This is a genomic window from Pseudomonas sp. SIMBA_067, from assembly GCF_046534675.1.
In the GTDB taxonomy this organism is placed as follows: Bacteria; Pseudomonadota; Gammaproteobacteria; order Pseudomonadales; family Pseudomonadaceae; genus Aquipseudomonas; species Aquipseudomonas putida.
This window is the reverse complement of record NZ_JAWRYH010000001.1, coordinates 711,427-727,028: the sequence shown is the minus strand read 5'-3', so window position 1 is coordinate 727,028 and position 15,602 is coordinate 711,427. Positions and strand designations below refer to the sequence as shown.

General features: G+C 63.9%; 15 protein-coding genes and 1 pseudogene. 5 read left to right on the top strand and 11 right to left on the bottom strand.

Features of this window, described 5'->3' with window-relative positions:
* Window positions 1-184: 184 nt before the first annotated feature.
* Window positions 185-535: a hypothetical protein gene (locus SB765_RS03390; RefSeq protein ID WP_016499343.1), complete on the bottom strand. Its 351-nt coding sequence runs from the start codon at window positions 533-535 to the stop codon at window positions 185-187.
* A 116-nt stretch (window positions 536-651) separates the two neighbouring features.
* Here SB765_RS03390 and SB765_RS03385 point away from each other — a divergent pair, with 116 nt between their 5' ends.
* The 3 genes from SB765_RS03385 to SB765_RS03375 all read left to right on the top strand — a co-directional run bounded on the left by SB765_RS03385 (window position 652) and on the right by SB765_RS03375 (window position 3,344).
* Window positions 652-1,557, top strand: a complete 906-nt coding sequence (locus SB765_RS03385) for a LysR family transcriptional regulator (RefSeq protein ID WP_341798656.1) — start codon at window positions 652-654, stop codon at window positions 1,555-1,557.
* Window positions 1,558-1,662: 105 nt separating this feature from the next.
* Window positions 1,663-2,862 (top strand): MFS transporter, encoded by a 1,200-nt coding sequence (locus SB765_RS03380; RefSeq protein ID WP_410930934.1) that lies wholly within the window; start codon window positions 1,663-1,665, stop codon window positions 2,860-2,862.
* Between the two features lie 311 nt (window positions 2,863-3,173).
* Window positions 3,174-3,344 (top strand): hypothetical protein, encoded by a 171-nt coding sequence (locus tag SB765_RS03375; RefSeq protein ID WP_341798658.1) that lies wholly within the window; start codon window positions 3,174-3,176, stop codon window positions 3,342-3,344.
* 45 nt (window positions 3,345-3,389) lie between these two features.
* Here the strand turns inward: SB765_RS03375 and SB765_RS03370 are convergent, their stop codons facing one another.
* Entirely contained in the window at window positions 3,390-4,001 is a 612-nt protein-coding gene (locus SB765_RS03370; RefSeq protein ID WP_410930933.1) for a LysE family translocator, read from the bottom strand.
* Between the two features lie 103 nt (window positions 4,002-4,104).
* Here SB765_RS03370 and SB765_RS03365 point away from each other — a divergent pair, with 103 nt between their 5' ends.
* Window positions 4,105-5,079: a GlxA family transcriptional regulator gene (locus tag SB765_RS03365; protein ID WP_410930932.1), complete on the top strand. Its 975-nt coding sequence runs from the start codon at window positions 4,105-4,107 to the stop codon at window positions 5,077-5,079.
* 13 nt (window positions 5,080-5,092) lie between these two features.
* Here the strand turns inward: SB765_RS03365 and SB765_RS03360 are convergent, their stop codons facing one another.
* The 8 genes and pseudogenes from SB765_RS03360 to SB765_RS03325 all read right to left on the bottom strand — a co-directional run.
* The gene (locus SB765_RS03360; protein WP_016499348.1) at window positions 5,093-5,944 is read right to left on the bottom strand and encodes a CAP domain-containing protein; all 852 of its coding nucleotides are present in this window, start codon (window positions 5,942-5,944) and stop codon (window positions 5,093-5,095) included.
* A gap of 206 nt (window positions 5,945-6,150) precedes the next feature.
* Window positions 6,151-6,762: a cell wall hydrolase gene (locus tag SB765_RS03355; protein ID WP_341798661.1), complete on the bottom strand. Its 612-nt coding sequence runs from the start codon at window positions 6,760-6,762 to the stop codon at window positions 6,151-6,153.
* A 33-nt stretch (window positions 6,763-6,795) separates the two neighbouring features.
* Entirely contained in the window at window positions 6,796-7,713 is a 918-nt protein-coding gene (locus tag SB765_RS03350) for an AEC family transporter (RefSeq protein WP_341798662.1), read from the bottom strand.
* A 178-nt stretch (window positions 7,714-7,891) separates the two neighbouring features.
* Window positions 7,892-8,755, bottom strand: a complete 864-nt coding sequence (locus SB765_RS03345; RefSeq protein ID WP_410910326.1) for a LysR family transcriptional regulator — start codon at window positions 8,753-8,755, stop codon at window positions 7,892-7,894.
* Between the two features lie 70 nt (window positions 8,756-8,825).
* On the bottom strand, window positions 8,826-9,674 hold the full coding sequence (locus SB765_RS03340; protein WP_410930931.1) for an ABC transporter permease: 849 nt from the start codon (window positions 9,672-9,674) through the stop codon (window positions 8,826-8,828).
* On the bottom strand, window positions 9,671-10,687 hold the full coding sequence (locus SB765_RS03335) for an ABC transporter substrate-binding protein (RefSeq protein ID WP_410910327.1): 1,017 nt from the start codon (window positions 10,685-10,687) through the stop codon (window positions 9,671-9,673). Before SB765_RS03335 ends, SB765_RS03340 begins: the two co-directional genes overlap by 4 nt.
* 97 nt (window positions 10,688-10,784) lie before the next feature.
* Window positions 10,785-11,540, bottom strand: a complete 756-nt coding sequence (locus SB765_RS03330; RefSeq protein WP_410931056.1) for a methyl-accepting chemotaxis protein — start codon at window positions 11,538-11,540, stop codon at window positions 10,785-10,787.
* Between the two features lie 102 nt (window positions 11,541-11,642).
* Window positions 11,643-12,608 (bottom strand): annotated as a pseudogene (locus tag SB765_RS03325) (HAMP domain-containing protein); the annotation flags it as partial.
* A gap of 541 nt (window positions 12,609-13,149) precedes the next feature.
* Between SB765_RS03325 and SB765_RS03320 the strand changes: the two are divergent.
* Entirely contained in the window at window positions 13,150-14,469 is a 1,320-nt protein-coding gene (locus tag SB765_RS03320; protein WP_341798667.1) for a Na+/H+ antiporter family protein, read from the top strand.
* Between the two features lie 12 nt (window positions 14,470-14,481).
* On the opposite strand, the gene SB765_RS03315 is transcribed toward SB765_RS03320, so the two are convergent.
* Window positions 14,482-15,489, bottom strand: a complete 1,008-nt coding sequence (locus SB765_RS03315) for a FecR family protein (RefSeq protein WP_410930930.1) — start codon at window positions 15,487-15,489, stop codon at window positions 14,482-14,484.
* Window positions 15,490-15,602: the final 113 nt, after the last annotated feature.

Genomic DNA, 15,602 nt, shown 5'->3' with positions numbered 1-15,602 from the left:
AGCCCTTAGCTTGCTAATTAACAAGTTGGTACATAATTTTATGAGGCTGATTGTCGCAGGGCTGATCGTGCGATGGTGTGGCTAAAAGTGTAGATCAGGCGCTCAAAAATGCATTAAACGGGGTGTTCATGCGCGTTATGTAATATGCATTCATACTTTGGTCGAGTACAAAAGTGGCCAGGTATCACGCTGGCCACGGGGTGGAGCTGGTGTAGAACACTGCCAGCCAGATGGTGGCTGTGCCGGGGGCGGTCCACTCCACGCGGTGGCGGGAGTGGGGCGGGATGTCCAGGCAATCGCCCGGCGCCAGCAAGCGGGTGTGGTGCTCGTGCTCGAAACGCAGGCCAGCAGCACCGCTGAGCAGCACGATCCACTCGCCTTCGGCCTGGTCGTACCAGAAACCGGGCGGGCTGGCCTGGCCGCTGGAGACAATACGTTCCACACGCACGCCAGGGCGGCTGAGCAGCTCGTCGACACGTTCGGCACTGGTGGGGTCGCAGGGAGGCAGGGCAGTCAGCAGGTTATTCGGTGTCATGGAAAGCCTCGCTTTGAAGGTGTGTTGCCACTATGGACGCAAATACCCTGCAGCGCGCTTCTTGACCCGCCCGGCTGTTTGTAAGACCTTTCCGAGATTTGGATGACGGGCAGCAAATGGACAAACTCCAGGCGATGAAGATGTTCGTGGCCACTGTCGATGCCCAAGGCTTTTCTGCCGCTGCGCGCAGGCTTGGGCTGGCGACTTCGTCGGTAACGCGCCTGGTTGATGCGCTGGAAACGGCGCTGGGCACCACGTTGCTCAACCGCTCGACTCGTCAGGTCAGCCTGACCGAAGCCGGCGCCCGTTACTATGAGCGTGCGCGGGGCATTTTCGAGGCGCTGGATGAGGCCGATGCCAGTGTTGCCGACCGTGGCGAGGAGCCTGTCGGCGTGTTGCGCCTGTGCCTGCCGGTGGAGTTCGGCAGGCGGGTCATCGCCCCGCATCTGGGGCCGTTTCTGGCACGGCACCCGGCGCTGGAGCTGGACATCGACCTCAGCGACCGCCTGGATGACCTGCTGGACGGGCGCTATGACCTGTCGATTCGCCTGGGCGACCCGTCGGCCAATGACGAATTGGTGTGTCGCCAGCTCGGCCGCTTCGAACGTTGGCTGGTGGCCAGCCCGGCTTACCTGGCCGGGCGAGATACGCTGCAGCACCCCCGGCAGTTGCTGGAGCACGCCTGCCTGCGTTTTCGCTACGGGCAGAAAGCGCGCCCCTGGCGCCTGGAGCTTGGCCAGGAAAGCCTGGAGTTGAACGTAAGCGGGCCGCTGCGCAGTGCCAATGCCGACATGTTGCGCGAAGCCGCACTGGCGGGCAGTGGCATCGCGCTGCTGGCCGACTGGCTGGTGCGCGAGGATGTGCTGGCCGGGCGCCTGCTGCGGGTGTTCCCAGGTTGGCGAGCCAGCCCTGGCACGGCCAATGACAGCATCAACGCCCTGTACCTGCCCAACCACCGTGGTTCGCGGCGGGTGAATGCGTTTATCGATTTTTGCGAAGGTTTGTTAGACCGGCACGGCTAGCGTTGCGCTGTGCGCAAAGGCGCGTTGCGCCAGGGTTGGATTCCCGGCATTGACGCGCCTGGTTAAGGTAGCCGGCATATTCCACCCCTTGTCGAGGAACCTCGCATGAATCCCTCCCTTGCCGCCGCGCAACCTGCAGCAACCGGCCTGAGCCGGGCACTGGTCGTGCTGCTGGCGTTCTGCTGCGGCGCGATCGTGGCCAACATCTACTACGCCCAGCCCATCGTCGGTTTGATCGCCCCGGACCTTGGGTTGTCCACCGAGCATGCCAGCCTGATCGTTTCACTCACCCAGCTGGGTTATGCCCTGGGCCTGCTGTTGCTGGTGCCGCTGGCTGACCTGCTGGAGAACCGCCGCTTGATGGTCGCCACCGCAGTGCTGGCGTGTGTCAGCCTGCTGCTGGCAGGGACCAGCAGCAGCGGCCAGGGTCAGTTGTTCCTGGGCTATGCGCTATTGATCGGGTTCAGTTCGGTGGCGGTGCAGATGCTCATTCCGCTCGCGGCGCACCTGGCGCCGGAGCAGCAGCGTGGCCGGGTGGTGGGTAACATCATGGGCGGGTTGCTGCTTGGGATCCTGCTGGCGCGGCCGTTGTCCAGCCTGGTGGCCGACCACTTCGGCTGGCGCGCGGTGTTCATTGGCGCTGCCGGGGTGATGCTGGCGATCATCCTGCTACTGGCGCTGACCCTGCCGCGGCGGCGGCCTGAACACAAGGCCAGCTATGCCGGGTTGATGCTGTCGTTGCTCACACTGTTGCGCCGCTATCCGCTGCTGCGCCAGCGCTCGTTGTACCAGGCACTGATGTTCGCAGCGTTCAGCCTTTACTGGACGGCGGTGCCCATGGCGCTGGCGGGTGAGCACGGCCTGTCGCAAAGCCAGATTGCCGTGTTCGCCCTGGTGGGCGCGGTGGGCGCCGTTGCCGCGCCCTTGGCTGGCCGCCTGGCAGATGCCGGGCACGCACGGGCCGGCTCGCTGCTGGCGCTACTGCTGGCCCCGGCGGCCTTGTTGCTGGGCTTGACGGCGCCGGGCTACAGCGTGATCGGCCTGGGCCTGACCGGCGTGCTGCTGGACTTTGCAGTGCAGATGAACATGGTCATTGGCCAGCGCGAAGTGTATGCACTGGACCCGGCCAGCCGCGGGCGGCTGAACGCGGTGTACATGACCAGCATCTTTCTGGGTGGGGCGCTGGGGTCGGCAGTGGCCAGTGCGCTGTTCAGCCAGTTCGGCTGGCATGGAGTGGCGCTGGTGGGGGCAGGGCTGCCTGGCCTGGCATTGATCGCTTTTATGGCCAAAGCTTCCCGATCCTGACCGGTATGCGCTCCTTGTATGTTGTGCCTAGCCTGATGAGAGAGGTTATTCTCGTCAGGCTATAGAAGCACTTCCGGGGAGGCCGATCGCTCCTGAAGGCAGGGTTTGCCCCTGACCTACAAGGAAATGGCAAGCCTGAGCGATTGAGCCATTGCCGCAAAATTGCCATGGGTGATATCCGCACCGGTGAGCAGACCATCCTCGATCACCTGATCTAGTCGCTGAACCGCGCCAAGGAGGCACTGGTTTCAAGCCATGCAAAGTACGTGTAGGAGCAGCCTTGTGCTGCGAAGAGGCCATAGCTGGCGAAGATGATCTTTTGCCTTGCCGGCCTCTTCGCAGCACAAGGCTGCTCCTACAAGGGCATGGCACGCCTGAGCGATTGGGCCATTGCCGGCAAAATTGCCATGGGTGATATCCGCACCGGTGAACCATTTGATACGGCCAAGCTTTTCAGCTCTGAGTACCTTAGAAAAGCTTGACCGCCAACAGAGTATCTACAAAGACCGTGCATATCTGTCCAGGTGCTATCGGCCAAGCGGCAGCGCCACGCCAATCAAGGCAAACAGGCTGCCGCAGCAGCGATTGAAACCTTTGCCACCCTTGGCCAGCCACGGCCGGATGCGAAACGCCAGGCGGGCCAGCACATACTCGACCAGAAACTCCACACTGGCAAAGGTCGCCGCCATCACCACGAACTGCAGCATCAGCCCGCGTTGCGGGTCGATGAATTGCGGCAGGAAGGCACCATAGAACAGCAGTACTTTGGGGTTGGCGATGGCCGACAACAAGCCTTGGCGGAACAAACCCGCATTGCCGAGCCGTGCACTGCGCTCGGTCAATTCCAGATGCAGGCCCGGGCTGCGCCACAGCTGGATACCCAGCCAGACCAGGTAAGCGCCGCCTACCCACTTGAGCACGCTCAACACCGAAGCCGAGGTTTGCAGCAACGCGCTGAGGCCAAACATGGCCAGGGCGATAAGCGCGCTGAAGCCAAACACGCCGCCCACAATGGTGAACAACGTACGGCGGGCGCCATACAGGGCGCCGTGGGTCAGGGCCAGCAGGCTGTTGGGGCCTGGTGTCAGCGACAGGCCGATGCTGGCGAGCAGGTAGATGAGCCAGGTGTCGAATGCCATGGTGCAACGCCTTGTTGATTTCAAGGGTGCCAGTCTAGGGCGCAGTGCCCAGTCAGCAAGGGTATGATCTGGACATTGAATAGTCGTTTCTGGACACAATGCCATGTTGCCTGATATCCGCCTGCTGATCTTGCCGTTACCGGATTTCGCCCTGCTGCCATTCGGCGGCTTTCTCGACAAATTGCGTTTCAGCGCCGACGACGAAGACTACAGCCAGCAGCGCTATTGCAGCTGGATTGTGGCCGGGCTCACGCTCGACCCGGTACCGTCGAGCAGCGGTGCAGTGGTGCAGGTCGAGGCGGTGGCCGGCCAGCTGGAACTGGCCAGTTTCGACTACCTGGTGGTGTTCGGCGGCCGCAATGCCATGGCTACAGCTGCGTTGGCGCCGCGCTACCAAACCTTGCTCAGGCAGGCCGGCAAAGCCGGGGTCAAGCTGGTGGGGGTCGACAATGGCGCCTTCCTGTTGGCCGCGTGCGGGTTGTTACGGGGGCACAAGGTGGTCGTGCACTGGCGTCACGAAGCCGAGTTTCGCGCCGCGTTCCCACAGTTGCAGGTGCTGCGCGATCAACTGTATTGCATCGACGCAAACCGTATCACCTGTGCTGGCGGCACGGCGGCCATCGACCTGGCGGTGGCGCTGTTGTCACAAGCCTGTGGGCGGAGCCGGGCGCTCAAAGGGCTCGCCGACATGCTGGTGGACGAAACCCGCGACAGCCGCCATGCCTTGCGCTCGCTGGAACTGGGCGCCGGCCAGGGGCGCCAGGTGCAGCGGGGACAGGCCCTGATGCGTCACCACCTGGGCTCCCCGCTGGCGGTCGAGCAACTGGCCGCTGAACTGGGCATCAGCCGGCGCCAGCTGGACCGGCAGTTCCACGCCAGCCACGGCATGAGCGCCAAGGCCTGGTGGCTGGAAATGCGCTTGCAGCAGGCGCGCTGGCGCTTGCTCAACTCAAGTCACAGCCTGGCGCAGATTGCCGATGAGGTGGGGCTGGGCGATGCCAGCTACCTGGGTAAATGTGTGCGGCGGCGGTTTGGTTGTTCAGCCCTTGAGTTGCGGGCAGGCAACCCCCCAACCTGAAGCCGCTGCAAAGTTACTGCGGCGTCCCGAATAACCCCGTCCAGTAAATCCCTGCGTCACTCTTCGGGTCCACGGCATAGGCGGCACCCAGCTCACGGAAATCCGGGTTCATCAACGTGGCGCAATGCCCCGGGCTCTCCAGCCAGCCATCAACCACCTTGTGTGCGGTGTCACGCCCGGCGGCGATGTTTTCACCGACTTGCTGGTACAGGTAGCCAGCCAGCTCCGCCCGGTCGCCGGGGGTGCGGCCATCCTTGTCGATGTGGTCGAAGAAGTTCTGGTTGGCCATGGCCCGCGTGTGGTTGGCGGCGGCCCCGGCCAGTACCGTGCTCCAGCTCAGTGCGGGGGCTGCGGCGTACGGCTGGCCGCCGCATTGGCGCGGCACCTTGCGGGCAGCGTTGATCTCTTGCAGTACCTTCTGCCCCTCGGCCTGCCAGTCGCCCAGGCGGCCGCTGAGCAGCGGCCGGGCCAGCACGATGCGCCAGTCGCGGCCCTCCTGGCTGACGCCGATATCGACGAACTGCGGGTCTAGCACCACTTGGCAGAAGCTTTCTTCGATGGCATGCATGGCCGCGCGCGCATCGCGTGGCCCCGACAGGCTGATGGCCTGCACGTTGACCATAGGGTAGGCAGCGCGGGTCATGGCCTGCTGCAGGTCACGGGTGCCCTCTGGCGACAGTGCCAGGCGGGTGTCGCTGTTGAGCGGCGGCAGCTCCAGCGACGCTTCGCCACCGCAGGGCTGGGCCTTGCTGCGGTAGACATTGATCGAATCGATCAGTTGCGCCTCTTCGCCGGTGACAGCCAGTGCCCCGGTCGAGACGACCAGGCCCAGCGACAAGGCGGCAACGGATGACAGGACGCGCATGTGGATCTCCCTATGACTGGCAGCGTCGTGGTATGCGCTGCTCATCCTACACAAGCCGGGGGCTTTTGGCCCTAGCGGGTGCAAAGCAATGAAAACGCCGGCAATCGTTGCTGGCGGCAAAAGAGGGAGTAGACCACTGGTCGCTGGAAAAGTGCGATGAGTTGCTAATCATTCGTATCGAGCCAGGGCTTTCAGCCGTTTTGGCATCAACGGGCCACCGCCGGGTTCGGCTTGTAGAACAGGAAGTGCGTGGTCTGCGCAGTCTTGCGGTAGGCCTTGGCCCAGTCGGGGTGGACCGTACGGTCGTGGAAGTACAGCGCACCGCCGGTGGGGTCTTTTAATTGCTGGTTGAGCGCCTTGCGTGCGATCTCCTTGGCCACATCGTAGCGTTGCGCTTCCTCGACCTGGTCCGGGCGCCCGTCGCACCACCAGGAAAACTGGCAGGCCTTGGTCTCGACGCCCTGCTTGACCACGCCGCAGATGGTGTCGGGGAAACCATCATGCTCCAGGCGGTTGAGCACCACGCTGGCCACCGCCGCCATGTCTTCGGCATCGGCACCCTTGGCTTCCCAGTAGAGGGTGCGGGCCAGGCAGGTGATGCTGTCGTCCAGTGGCGCCTGGCCGGCCGGGTCGACTGCCTGCGTTTCGCTTGAGGTCAGTTTTTCTGTTTTTTTTGGCGGCGGGGCATCGTTGACCACCTTTTTTTCCAGTACTTCGGCCTTGTCTTCGGCCACTGCGGCCTTGGCCGTGTCGGCTGCGTGCAAGGGGCCTGCGAGCAGGGCCGAGGTCAAGCCGATCACTATCCAGACAGGGCGCATGGCGAGGCATCCGAGTGGGGGCTGATTGCCAGTCTAGCCAAGCGTAAGCATTAGTACCAAAGGCAGGGTGGCGGCGGCCGCGACGGTCTGCAGGGCAATGATGGTGGCCATCAGCGGGGCGTTGCCACCCATTTGCCTGGCCATTACATAGGAGGACGAAGCAGTGGGCAGGGCCTGGAACAGCACCGCCACCACGGCTGCCTGGCCACTCAGGCCCAGCACGCGGCACAGGCCCCATGTGGTCAGGGGCATGACCAGGAACTTGAACGCCGACGCCGCCATCAGTGGGCGCACCTGCTGGCCCAGGCTGGCCCCACCCAGCGCTGCGCCCACACATAGCAGGCCCATTGGCAGGGCGGCCTGGCCCAGCGCCTTGACCGTGGGTTCGATGCCCGGCGGTAAGCCCAGCCCCGTTACCCGCAGCAGCAGGCCGCCGGCACAGCCGACGATCAACGGGTTGGCGAAGATTGCCCGCAGCACCGTGGCCGGTGAGCTGTGGCGGGCGGTGAAACGCGCGAACACCAGCACGCAGAGCAGGTTGACCAAGGGCACGATGGCGGCATTGGCCACTGCTGCAAGGGCAATCCCGGCGCTGCCGTAGAGGCCGGCGGCCAGGGTAGCGCCGATGTAGTTGTTGAAGCGGATACCGCCCTGGAAGACCGAGGTGAAGTCCGCGCCGTCGTGGTTGATTGCGCCCTGGTACAGCACCAGCAGCACGGCGCCGGCCAGGGTGGAGAGCATCAGCACGCCGACCATGCCCATCACCGGTACGCCATCGAGGTTGGCCGTGGCCAGGCCGTGCAAGAACAGCGAAGGTAGCAGTACGTAGTAGCTCAGGCGCTCGGCGCCGGGCCAGAAACTCTCGGCCAGAAAGCCGCGCAGGCGCAGGAAAGTACCCAGGGTAATCAGCAGGATGATCGGTAGCAGGGTGGTCAGCAGCAAGTGAAGCATGGTCGACGTTCCGTGGTCGGGTACGCGCAAAGACTACTGCTGAGGACTGATCTGTAAAAACGTTGTTTTCTGCACTGACTGTTGAGAAAAAATGCATGGTTTAGGCATTAGGCGGTCTCTGTGGGAGCGGGCGCGCCCGCTCCCACAGAGATCCCGCCAGGACAGTCAGTAATTGCAACTACGCCTCAAGCGCAGTCTTCAACACCGCGCTCAAATGCCGCCGTTGGCTTTTCTCATGCTCCAGCAACACCACACGGCGGGTCAGTTGCGGTTCGCCAAACGGCAGGCAGGTGGCCGGCGGCAGGCGTTTCAGGTCGTCGTCTGCCATGGGGATGATCGCCACACCCAGGCCCATGACGGCCATGCTTGCCAACGCTTCCTGGCTGTCCAGTTCCATCTGTTCGCTCACTTGCAAATGCTGGCGGCGCAGTTCCTGCTCGATCTGCCGCCCGGCCCAGGCACGCTTGTCGAAGCGCAGGAACGGTTGACTGGCGAGCAGCTCCGGTACGCTGTACCCGGCCAGTTCGGGGCTGGCGATGGCCCAGAAGCGGTCCTCGAACAGCGGTGTGAAATCCAGGCTTTGTGGGTATGGGCTGACCGGCTCAGTGGTGATTGCCGCGTCCAGCTCACCGTCCTCCACGCGGCGTGCCAGCTCCGCCGACATGCCCGAGGCCACGCTGATGTGCAACTGTGGGTGGTTGGCCTTGATCCATACCAGCGCCTTGGGCAAGCGCCGCGCCAGCACGGTATGGATCGCCCCCAGGCGCAGGCGGCCGCGCAGGCTCGGGCCGCTGGCCACAGCGTCGGCCAGTTCGTCGTAGGCAGCCAGGATGCTCTCCGCGCGGGCCACCGCCAACTGGCCTGCTTCGGTCAGCACCACCTGCCTGCGGCTGCGGTCGAACAGGGGTGCCTGCAACTCGTCTTCAAGGGTCTTGATGTGCAGGCTCACCGCCGAAGGGGTGAGGCTGAGCAGATCGGCGGCGCGGGCAAAGGTGCCGTGGCGGGCGATGGTTACCAGGGTACGCAAGGCTTTGAGAGACACGCGGGCAGGTCCAGGGTTGAACGGTCAGTGCTGCATTGTCAGGCCCGGTCCTTTCGCAGCACAAGGCTGCTCAGCGCACATTACGCCCATACGCCTGGCTGATCCGGTCGATCACCATGGCCAGGGCGACGATCGCCAGCCCGGCCTCCACACCCTGGCCGACATTCAAGGTCTGGATCCCCGCCAGCACATCCTCACCCAACCCGCGGGCACCGATCATCGATGCAACCACCACCATCGACAAGGCCATCATTACCGACTGGTTGAGCCCGGCCATGATGCTTGGCAGCGCCAGCGGCAGGGCAATGCGCCGCAGCCGCTGCCAGCGGGTTGCCCCCAGGCCGTGTGCGGCCTGCAGCAACGAAGGGTCGATCTGGCTCAGGCCCAGTTCGGTCAACCGCACCAGTGGCGGCAGGGCGTAGATCAGCGTGGCGAACACGGCGGGGACCTTGCCCAGGCCGAACAGCATCAGCACCGGGATCAGGTAAACGAAGGCCGGCAGCGTCTGCATCACATCCAGTACCGGTGACAGCAGCCGCCTCGCCAGTGGCCGGGAAGCCAGTAGTATGCCCAGCGGCACGCCCACCAGCACGCACAGGCCGGTACTCACCAGCACCAAGGCCAAGGTTTGCAGCAGCTTGTCCCACAGCCCGAGCATCCCGATCAAGGCCAGCAGCGCTACCAGCACCGCGCTGCGCAGCAGGCTGCGGCTGGCGTGCCAGGCAAGCAGGCCAACCAGTAGCAACAGCAACCACCAGGGCAGCAGGCGCAGCAGGTTCTCCAGGCCGACCAGTAGTTGCAGCAGCTGGTCAGAGACCGCGCGCAAGTGATCGCCGTAATTCAGCACCAGCCAGTCGACCAGCCTGTTTACGCTGTCAGCGAAAGAAAACTGCAGGGCTTGGGGAAAGCCGTTGCTCACAGGCTGCCCTCGACCTTGGTGGCAACCTCGGCAGGCAGCCAGGCTTTCCACACCTCTGGGTTGTCACGCAGGAAGGTGAGGGCGGCCTCGCGCGGTGGCGTGCGCTTTTCGCTCATGACGGCCAGCGCCTTGTTGAGCCGATCGATCGGCAGGTCGACCTGCTCGAACACCGCGACGAGGTCCGGGTAGCCATCACGGAAGGCCTTCGATACACCAATCGACAGCTTCGCGGGCAGTGAGCGGCTACCCTTCGGGCTGGGGTTTCCGGCATCGGTCAGCGTGGCCCACGCCTCGGCATCGAACGCTGGCTCTTGCAGGCGGATGAGTTTGTATCGCCCCATCAACGGTGTCGGGTTCCAGTAATAGAACAGCACCGGCTGGCCACGGCGGATGGCCGAGCCGATTTCCGCATCCATCGCTGCACCGGAGCCACTGCGGAAGTTGGTGTACAGCTCATCCAGGCCATACGCCTTGAGTTTCTGGCTGTTGACCGTTTCCGATGTCCAGCCGCTGGGGCTGTTCAGAAAACGGCCCTTGTCGGGTGACTCGGGGTCGCGAAATACCTGCGGGTAGCGCTTGAGGTCGTCGACGCTGCGCAGTTCGGGCGCCAAAGGCTTCAACTTGCGAGCAGCGTCGCCTTCGATCACGTACGCGGGTACCCACCAGCCTTCTTCTGCATGCTTGACCGTGTCGCCCAGTGCGAATACCTGGCCTGCCTGCTCGGCCTTGACCCAGGCAGGGCTGCGTCCGGCCCACTCTTCGGCGATCACCTGGAGGTCGTTGCGGGCCAGGGCCACTTCCATACTGACGGTGCTGCCGGGGAGGGTATCGGTGGTGTAGCCATACCCGCGCTCCACGATCAGCCGCAGGATTTCGGTGGTGAGGGCACCGCTTTCCCAGCCGATGGCACCGAAATGGATCGGTGGGCGTTGCTCTGCCGATACAGCGTTGTGGGTGTTGGCCAGGCCTACGGCTAGCATCAGGCCGGCCAGCAGCGTTGAAAACTTGTTCATCCAGACCTCGTCGTTTGCCGCGCCTTGGGGGTGGGGGCAAGTGTAGACGACGAGGTGTTGGCGGGGCTCAGGGCCGCGCGGGGCGGCCCCGGTTGCCTCAGACGAGGAACTGGTCCATCAGCGCCTGCTGCTGGTTGGCCAGGCTGTTCAGGGACTGGCTGACTCGCGCCGACTCGTTGGCCTGCCCCGACAGCGATTCGGTGACATCGCGGATGGTTGCCACGTTGCTGTTGATCTCTTCGGCCACCGCGCTTTGCTCTTCGGCGGCCGAGGCGATCTGCAGGTTCATGTCGGTGATCACCGTCACCGCCTGGCCGATACGCTGCAACGCAGTCACGGCCTGGCCAACCTGTTCGACACCGCCCTGGGCCTGACGGTGGCTGTTGTCCATGGCACCGACCACTTCGCGGGTGCCGTCCTGCAAGGCCTCGATCACCTGGCGGGTTTCTTCTACCGACTCCTGGGTGCGTCGGGCCAGGTTGCGCACTTCATCGGCAACCACGGCAAAGCCACGGCCGGCTTCACCCGCGCGGGCTGCCTCGATGGCGGCGTTCAGCGCCAACAGGTTGGTCTGTTCGGCAATCGAGCGGATCACTTCCAGCACCGAACCGATCTTTTCGCTGTTCTGCGCCAGGCCTTCGACTTCGGCCATGGCGTTGCTCATGTCGGCGGCCAGGGCATCGATGCTTTGGGTGGTGCGGTCGATGACTGCCAGGCCTTCGCGGGTGGCCTGGTCGGCATCACGGGCGGCCTGGGCGGCCTGCGAAGCACTGCGCGCCACGTCCTGGGCCGTAGCGCTCATTTCGTGCGAGGCCGTGGCCACCTGGTCGACCTGGCGGTATTGCTGCTCCATGCCGGCGCTGGTTTGCGTGGCAATTGCCGAGGACTGGTCGGCGGTGCCTCGTGCAGCCTGCACCGAGCGTTTGACCTCGGCGATGGTCGGCTGCAACTTGTCGAGGAAGCGGTTGAACCAGCCGGCCAGCTCGCCCAGCTCGTCCTGCTTCTGGTAGGTCAGGCGGCGGGTCAGGTCGCCTTCGCCGCTGGCAATGTCCTTGAGCATGGCGGCCACGCCGAGGATCGGCCGGGTAACGCCGCGGGCCATCAGCCACACCATCAGCAGGCCGGCAATGGCTGCCGCCAGGCCCAGGCCCAGCTCCAGGAGGGTACCACTGGTGTTCAGCGCGTCCAGTTCCTGCTTCAGTGTTTCGGCAGGCCCGGTCAGGGCATTTTCCGGCACATCCAGCAGCACGCCCCAGGGTTGCGCGTCGGGGATCGGCCGGAACGCGGCCAGCACCTTCAGACGCTGCTGGTCGTGCAGGATGGTCATCTTGCCATCGGCCAGCTTGCTTACCAGTTCGGCGCCCTTGGCCGAGTCCACCTGGTCGAAGCGCTGGGCCAGCTTGCTGGCATCGGCGCTGTAGCCGGCCAGCAGGCCGACCGGGCTGAGGATACCGACCGTGGTGCGGCCCTCGTACAGGCTGCGGCTGGCCTCTTGGCTCAGGGCCTGCAGGCTGTTGAGGTTAATATCGATGGACAGGGTGGCAATGATCTTGCCGTTGACCGCCAGCGGGAAGACGATGCTGGTCATCAGCACCTGCTGGCCATCGATGTCATAGAAGTAGGGCTCTACCACGCACACCTTGCCGGTCGTACGCGGGCACACCCACCAGGTGTTGGCCGGCTGGCCGCTGGGGCCGATCTCGGTGTTGGCCATGTCGTGTTCAGGCAGCGCCATGGCGGTCAGCTGGCCGGCGCGCGGCTGCGACCAGTACAGGGCAAAGCGCCCGGTTTCGTTGCTGCCCAACTCTGCCTTGCCGGCGAACAGGCTGTCCTTGGCGTCCAGCGCGTTGGGCTCGAACACCAGCGACAGGCCGAGCAGGTCGGGGTTGGCCTGCAGGGCGGTGCGCACCTGGCGGGTCATGTCTTCACGCAGGTCAAACGCGTCGAGGTAGCGCTTTTCTGCCTGTTCGCGCAGGAATAGCACCTGGCGGGCGAAGCCGGCGCCGTACTGGTAAGCATCCATGAACTGGCGACGGATGTTCAGCGCTTGCACTTCACCCTGCGACTCGATGCGTGATTGCGCCGCCTCGGTCAGCATCTGCATGCTGCTGGCCTTGACCAGGTCCGAGCTATGGTCCATCCGGTACAACGACAGGCCGACGAGCAAGGTGACGATGCCAGCCAGGCAAAGGCCGGCGAGCAGGGTGATCTTCCACTGGATGGAAAGTTGGCGCAAAGGCATGGGGGCGGATCCCTTTTTTTGGGCACTAAGGGTTATGGCTTTGGGGCTGGGTTGGGCGGGGAGCCCAACAGCTTATCGGCCCAGTCAATTTTTTCTTTATTCAAACATTCAATTTAAATCCGGCCTTCTGTGAAATCCGCCGCAACATGGCGCTTTTGACATCTGCCGCGCACTGCTTCAGAGTGCGCGCTTTTTTCTGTCGTAATGAGGTAAGCCAACCATGAATGCAGTGATCGCCGCGGTCGGCATCATGCTGATACTCAGCCTGTCCCGCGTGCACGTGGTCATCGCCCTGATCATTGGTGCCTTGGTGGGTGGGCTGGTGGGCGGCCTGGGCATCGAAGGCACGCTCAAGGCGTTCAACGGTGGCCTGGGCGGTGGCGCCACGGTTGCCTTGTCCTATGCGCTGCTGGGCGCTTTTGCGGTGGCCATTGCCAAGTCCGGCCTGGCCCATGCCTTGGCTGACCGTGCATTGGCCATGATCGATCGCCAGGGCCACGCCAATGGCGGCAAGGTCAAATGGCTGATGATCGGCCTGATGCTGGTGGTGGCGGTGTCGTCGCAGAACATCCTGCCCATCCACATTGCCTTCATTCCGCTTCTGGTCCCGCCGTTGCTGTATGTATTGACCCGCCTGCGCATCGACCGCCGGCTGATCGCCTGCGTGATCACCTTCGGCCTGATCACCCCGTACATGTTCCTGCCGGTGGGCTTCGGCAACATTTTCCTCAACGAAATCCTGCTGGCCAACGTTGCCCGTGCCGGTGTCGAAGTGAGCGGTGTCAACGTCACCCACGCCATGGCCATACCGGCTGCGGGCATGTTGGTCGGCTTGCTGCTGGCAGTGTTCATCAGCTACCGCAAGAAGCGTGACTACGACCTGGCGCGCATCGAGCAGGTGGAGCAGGTGAGCGTGCAGTACAACCCGCTGACGCTGCTGGTGGCGGGGCTGGCAATTGCCGCAGCGTTCATCGTCCAGTTGTTGCTGGACTCGATGATCATCGGCGCCATGGTCGGTTTCCTGATTTTCTCGCTGTCAGGGATCGTCAAGTGGAAGGACACCGACGGCCTGTTCACCGAGGGCATGAAGATGATGGCGATGATCGGCTTCATCATGATTGCCGCCTCGGGCTTTGCCGACGTGATGAAGGCGACCGGTGAGGTGAAGAGCCTGGTGGAAACCTCGGCCCAGTGGATCGAGCACAGCAAGGGCATCGGTGCCTTGCTGATGCTGCTGGTGGGTTTGCTGGTGACCATGGGCATCGGCTCGTCGTTCTCCACCGTGCCGATCCTGGCCGCGATTTTTGTGCCACTGTGCGTGCAGCTGGGCTTCGACCCGCTGGCCACCGTTTGCATCGTCGGTACTGCCGGTGCCTTGGGTGACGCAGGCTCGCCGGCCTCGGACTCGACCCTGGGGCCGACCTCGGGCCTGAACGTGGATGGCCAGCACCACCATATCTGGGACACCGTGGTACCGACCTTCATCCACTACAACCTGCCATTGCTGGCGTTTGGGTGGGTGGCGGCGATGACGCTGTAAGGGGCGAGGGGGTCAGCCCTTGTCGGGCGGCGGCGAGATGCGGTTGAGCACGGTGCTGCCGTCCTTGCTGCGGGTGAGGTAGATCGGCAGCACCTTGGGCAGGTTGTTGACCAGGCGCGCGACCTCACGGGTGTTGTAGATACCACTGATGCGAATGCGGCCGGTGCCGGCATCTGCCAGTTGCAGCGGCGCATCGAGGTAGCGGTTGATCACCGGCAGCGCCTGCTCCAGGCTCAGGTTGTCGAGCACCAGCTTGCCGCTGCGCCAGGCCAGGCTGTTGCCGTAGTCATCGCTCTGTTCAAGCTGCGGCTCGAAGTCGCCCTTGTGATAACTGGCCTGCATCCCAGGGCCCAGACGGTAGCCACCGGTGGTGCCGTCGCTGGACACCAGCACCGAGCCTTCCACCAGCGTAACCTTGACCTGGTCCTGGTATTTCCACACGTTGAATTGGGTGCCAGTGACTCGGGTCTGGCCACGGCCTGCATGCACGATGAACGGGTGGCTGCTGTCGTGCTGCACCTTGAAGAACGCCTCGCCGCGCTTGAGCGTGACCTGGCGCTGGTCCTTGTAGTTGAGGTAGGTCAGCTCTGTGTGGAGGTTGAGCTGTACCGTGCTGCCGTCGCTCAACTCCACGGTCTGCATGCGGTCGCCGGCTTCGAAATGCTGGTAGTGGTTGGGCAGCCAGCCTTGTTCCCAGCCCAGCCAGCCGGCCAGCGGCAGCACGGCCAGGGCGATGGCGGCGGCATATGCCAGCGCGCGCCAGTTGCGAGGGCGGGCAGATTGACGGGTGGCCGGGTTGAAGTCTACGACGATGGCGTTGCGTGGCAACAGGTCGGCGGTTTGCCAGATCTCCAGCATTGCCTGGTATTCCTCGGCATGCCGCGGGTCCGCCGCCAGCCAGCGGGCAAACGCCTCGCGCTCGGACGCCGTGCAATCATCGGCGTGCAGGCGCATGCACCAGTGCGCGGCGGCGTCGGTGATGGCATCGTCAGGGCTGGTGTTGAGGCGGTCGTGATTCATTGCGGCTCCGGATTTTGCGTATTCTACCCTTGCTGGAGGGCTCCCGAGAACCGATGTAATGGCGAATGACTATCAGTTGTGGCTGTTTTTCGTCAGATTTGCACGGTTTTTCA

Coding starts and splice junctions, on each gene's coding strand:
- SB765_RS03320 (WP_341798667.1), top strand. CDS start 13,150: ATGAATGCAGTGATCGCCGCGGTCGGCATCATGCTGATACTCAGCCTG.
- SB765_RS03355 (WP_341798661.1), bottom strand. CDS start 6,762: ATGCGCCCTGTCTGGATAGTGATCGGCTTGACCTCGGCCCTGCTCGCA.
- SB765_RS03360 (WP_016499348.1), bottom strand. CDS start 5,944: ATGCGCGTCCTGTCATCCGTTGCCGCCTTGTCGCTGGGCCTGGTCGTC.
- SB765_RS03350 (WP_341798662.1), bottom strand. CDS start 7,713: ATGCTTCACTTGCTGCTGACCACCCTGCTACCGATCATCCTGCTGATT.
- SB765_RS03380 (WP_410930934.1), top strand. CDS start 1,663: ATGAATCCCTCCCTTGCCGCCGCGCAACCTGCAGCAACCGGCCTGAGC.
- SB765_RS03315 (WP_410930930.1), bottom strand. CDS start 15,489: ATGAATCACGACCGCCTCAACACCAGCCCTGACGATGCCATCACCGAC.
- SB765_RS03365 (WP_410930932.1), top strand. CDS start 4,105: ATGTTGCCTGATATCCGCCTGCTGATCTTGCCGTTACCGGATTTCGCC.
- SB765_RS03330 (WP_410931056.1), bottom strand. CDS start 11,540: ATGGAGCAGCAATACCGCCAGGTCGACCAGGTGGCCACGGCCTCGCAC.
- SB765_RS03370 (WP_410930933.1), bottom strand. CDS start 4,001: ATGGCATTCGACACCTGGCTCATCTACCTGCTCGCCAGCATCGGCCTG.
- SB765_RS03335 (WP_410910327.1), bottom strand. CDS start 10,687: ATGAACAAGTTTTCAACGCTGCTGGCCGGCCTGATGCTAGCCGTAGGC.
- SB765_RS03385 (WP_341798656.1), top strand. CDS start 652: ATGGACAAACTCCAGGCGATGAAGATGTTCGTGGCCACTGTCGATGCC.
- SB765_RS03390 (WP_016499343.1), bottom strand. CDS start 535: ATGACACCGAATAACCTGCTGACTGCCCTGCCTCCCTGCGACCCCACC.
- SB765_RS03375 (WP_341798658.1), top strand. CDS start 3,174: ATGATCTTTTGCCTTGCCGGCCTCTTCGCAGCACAAGGCTGCTCCTAC.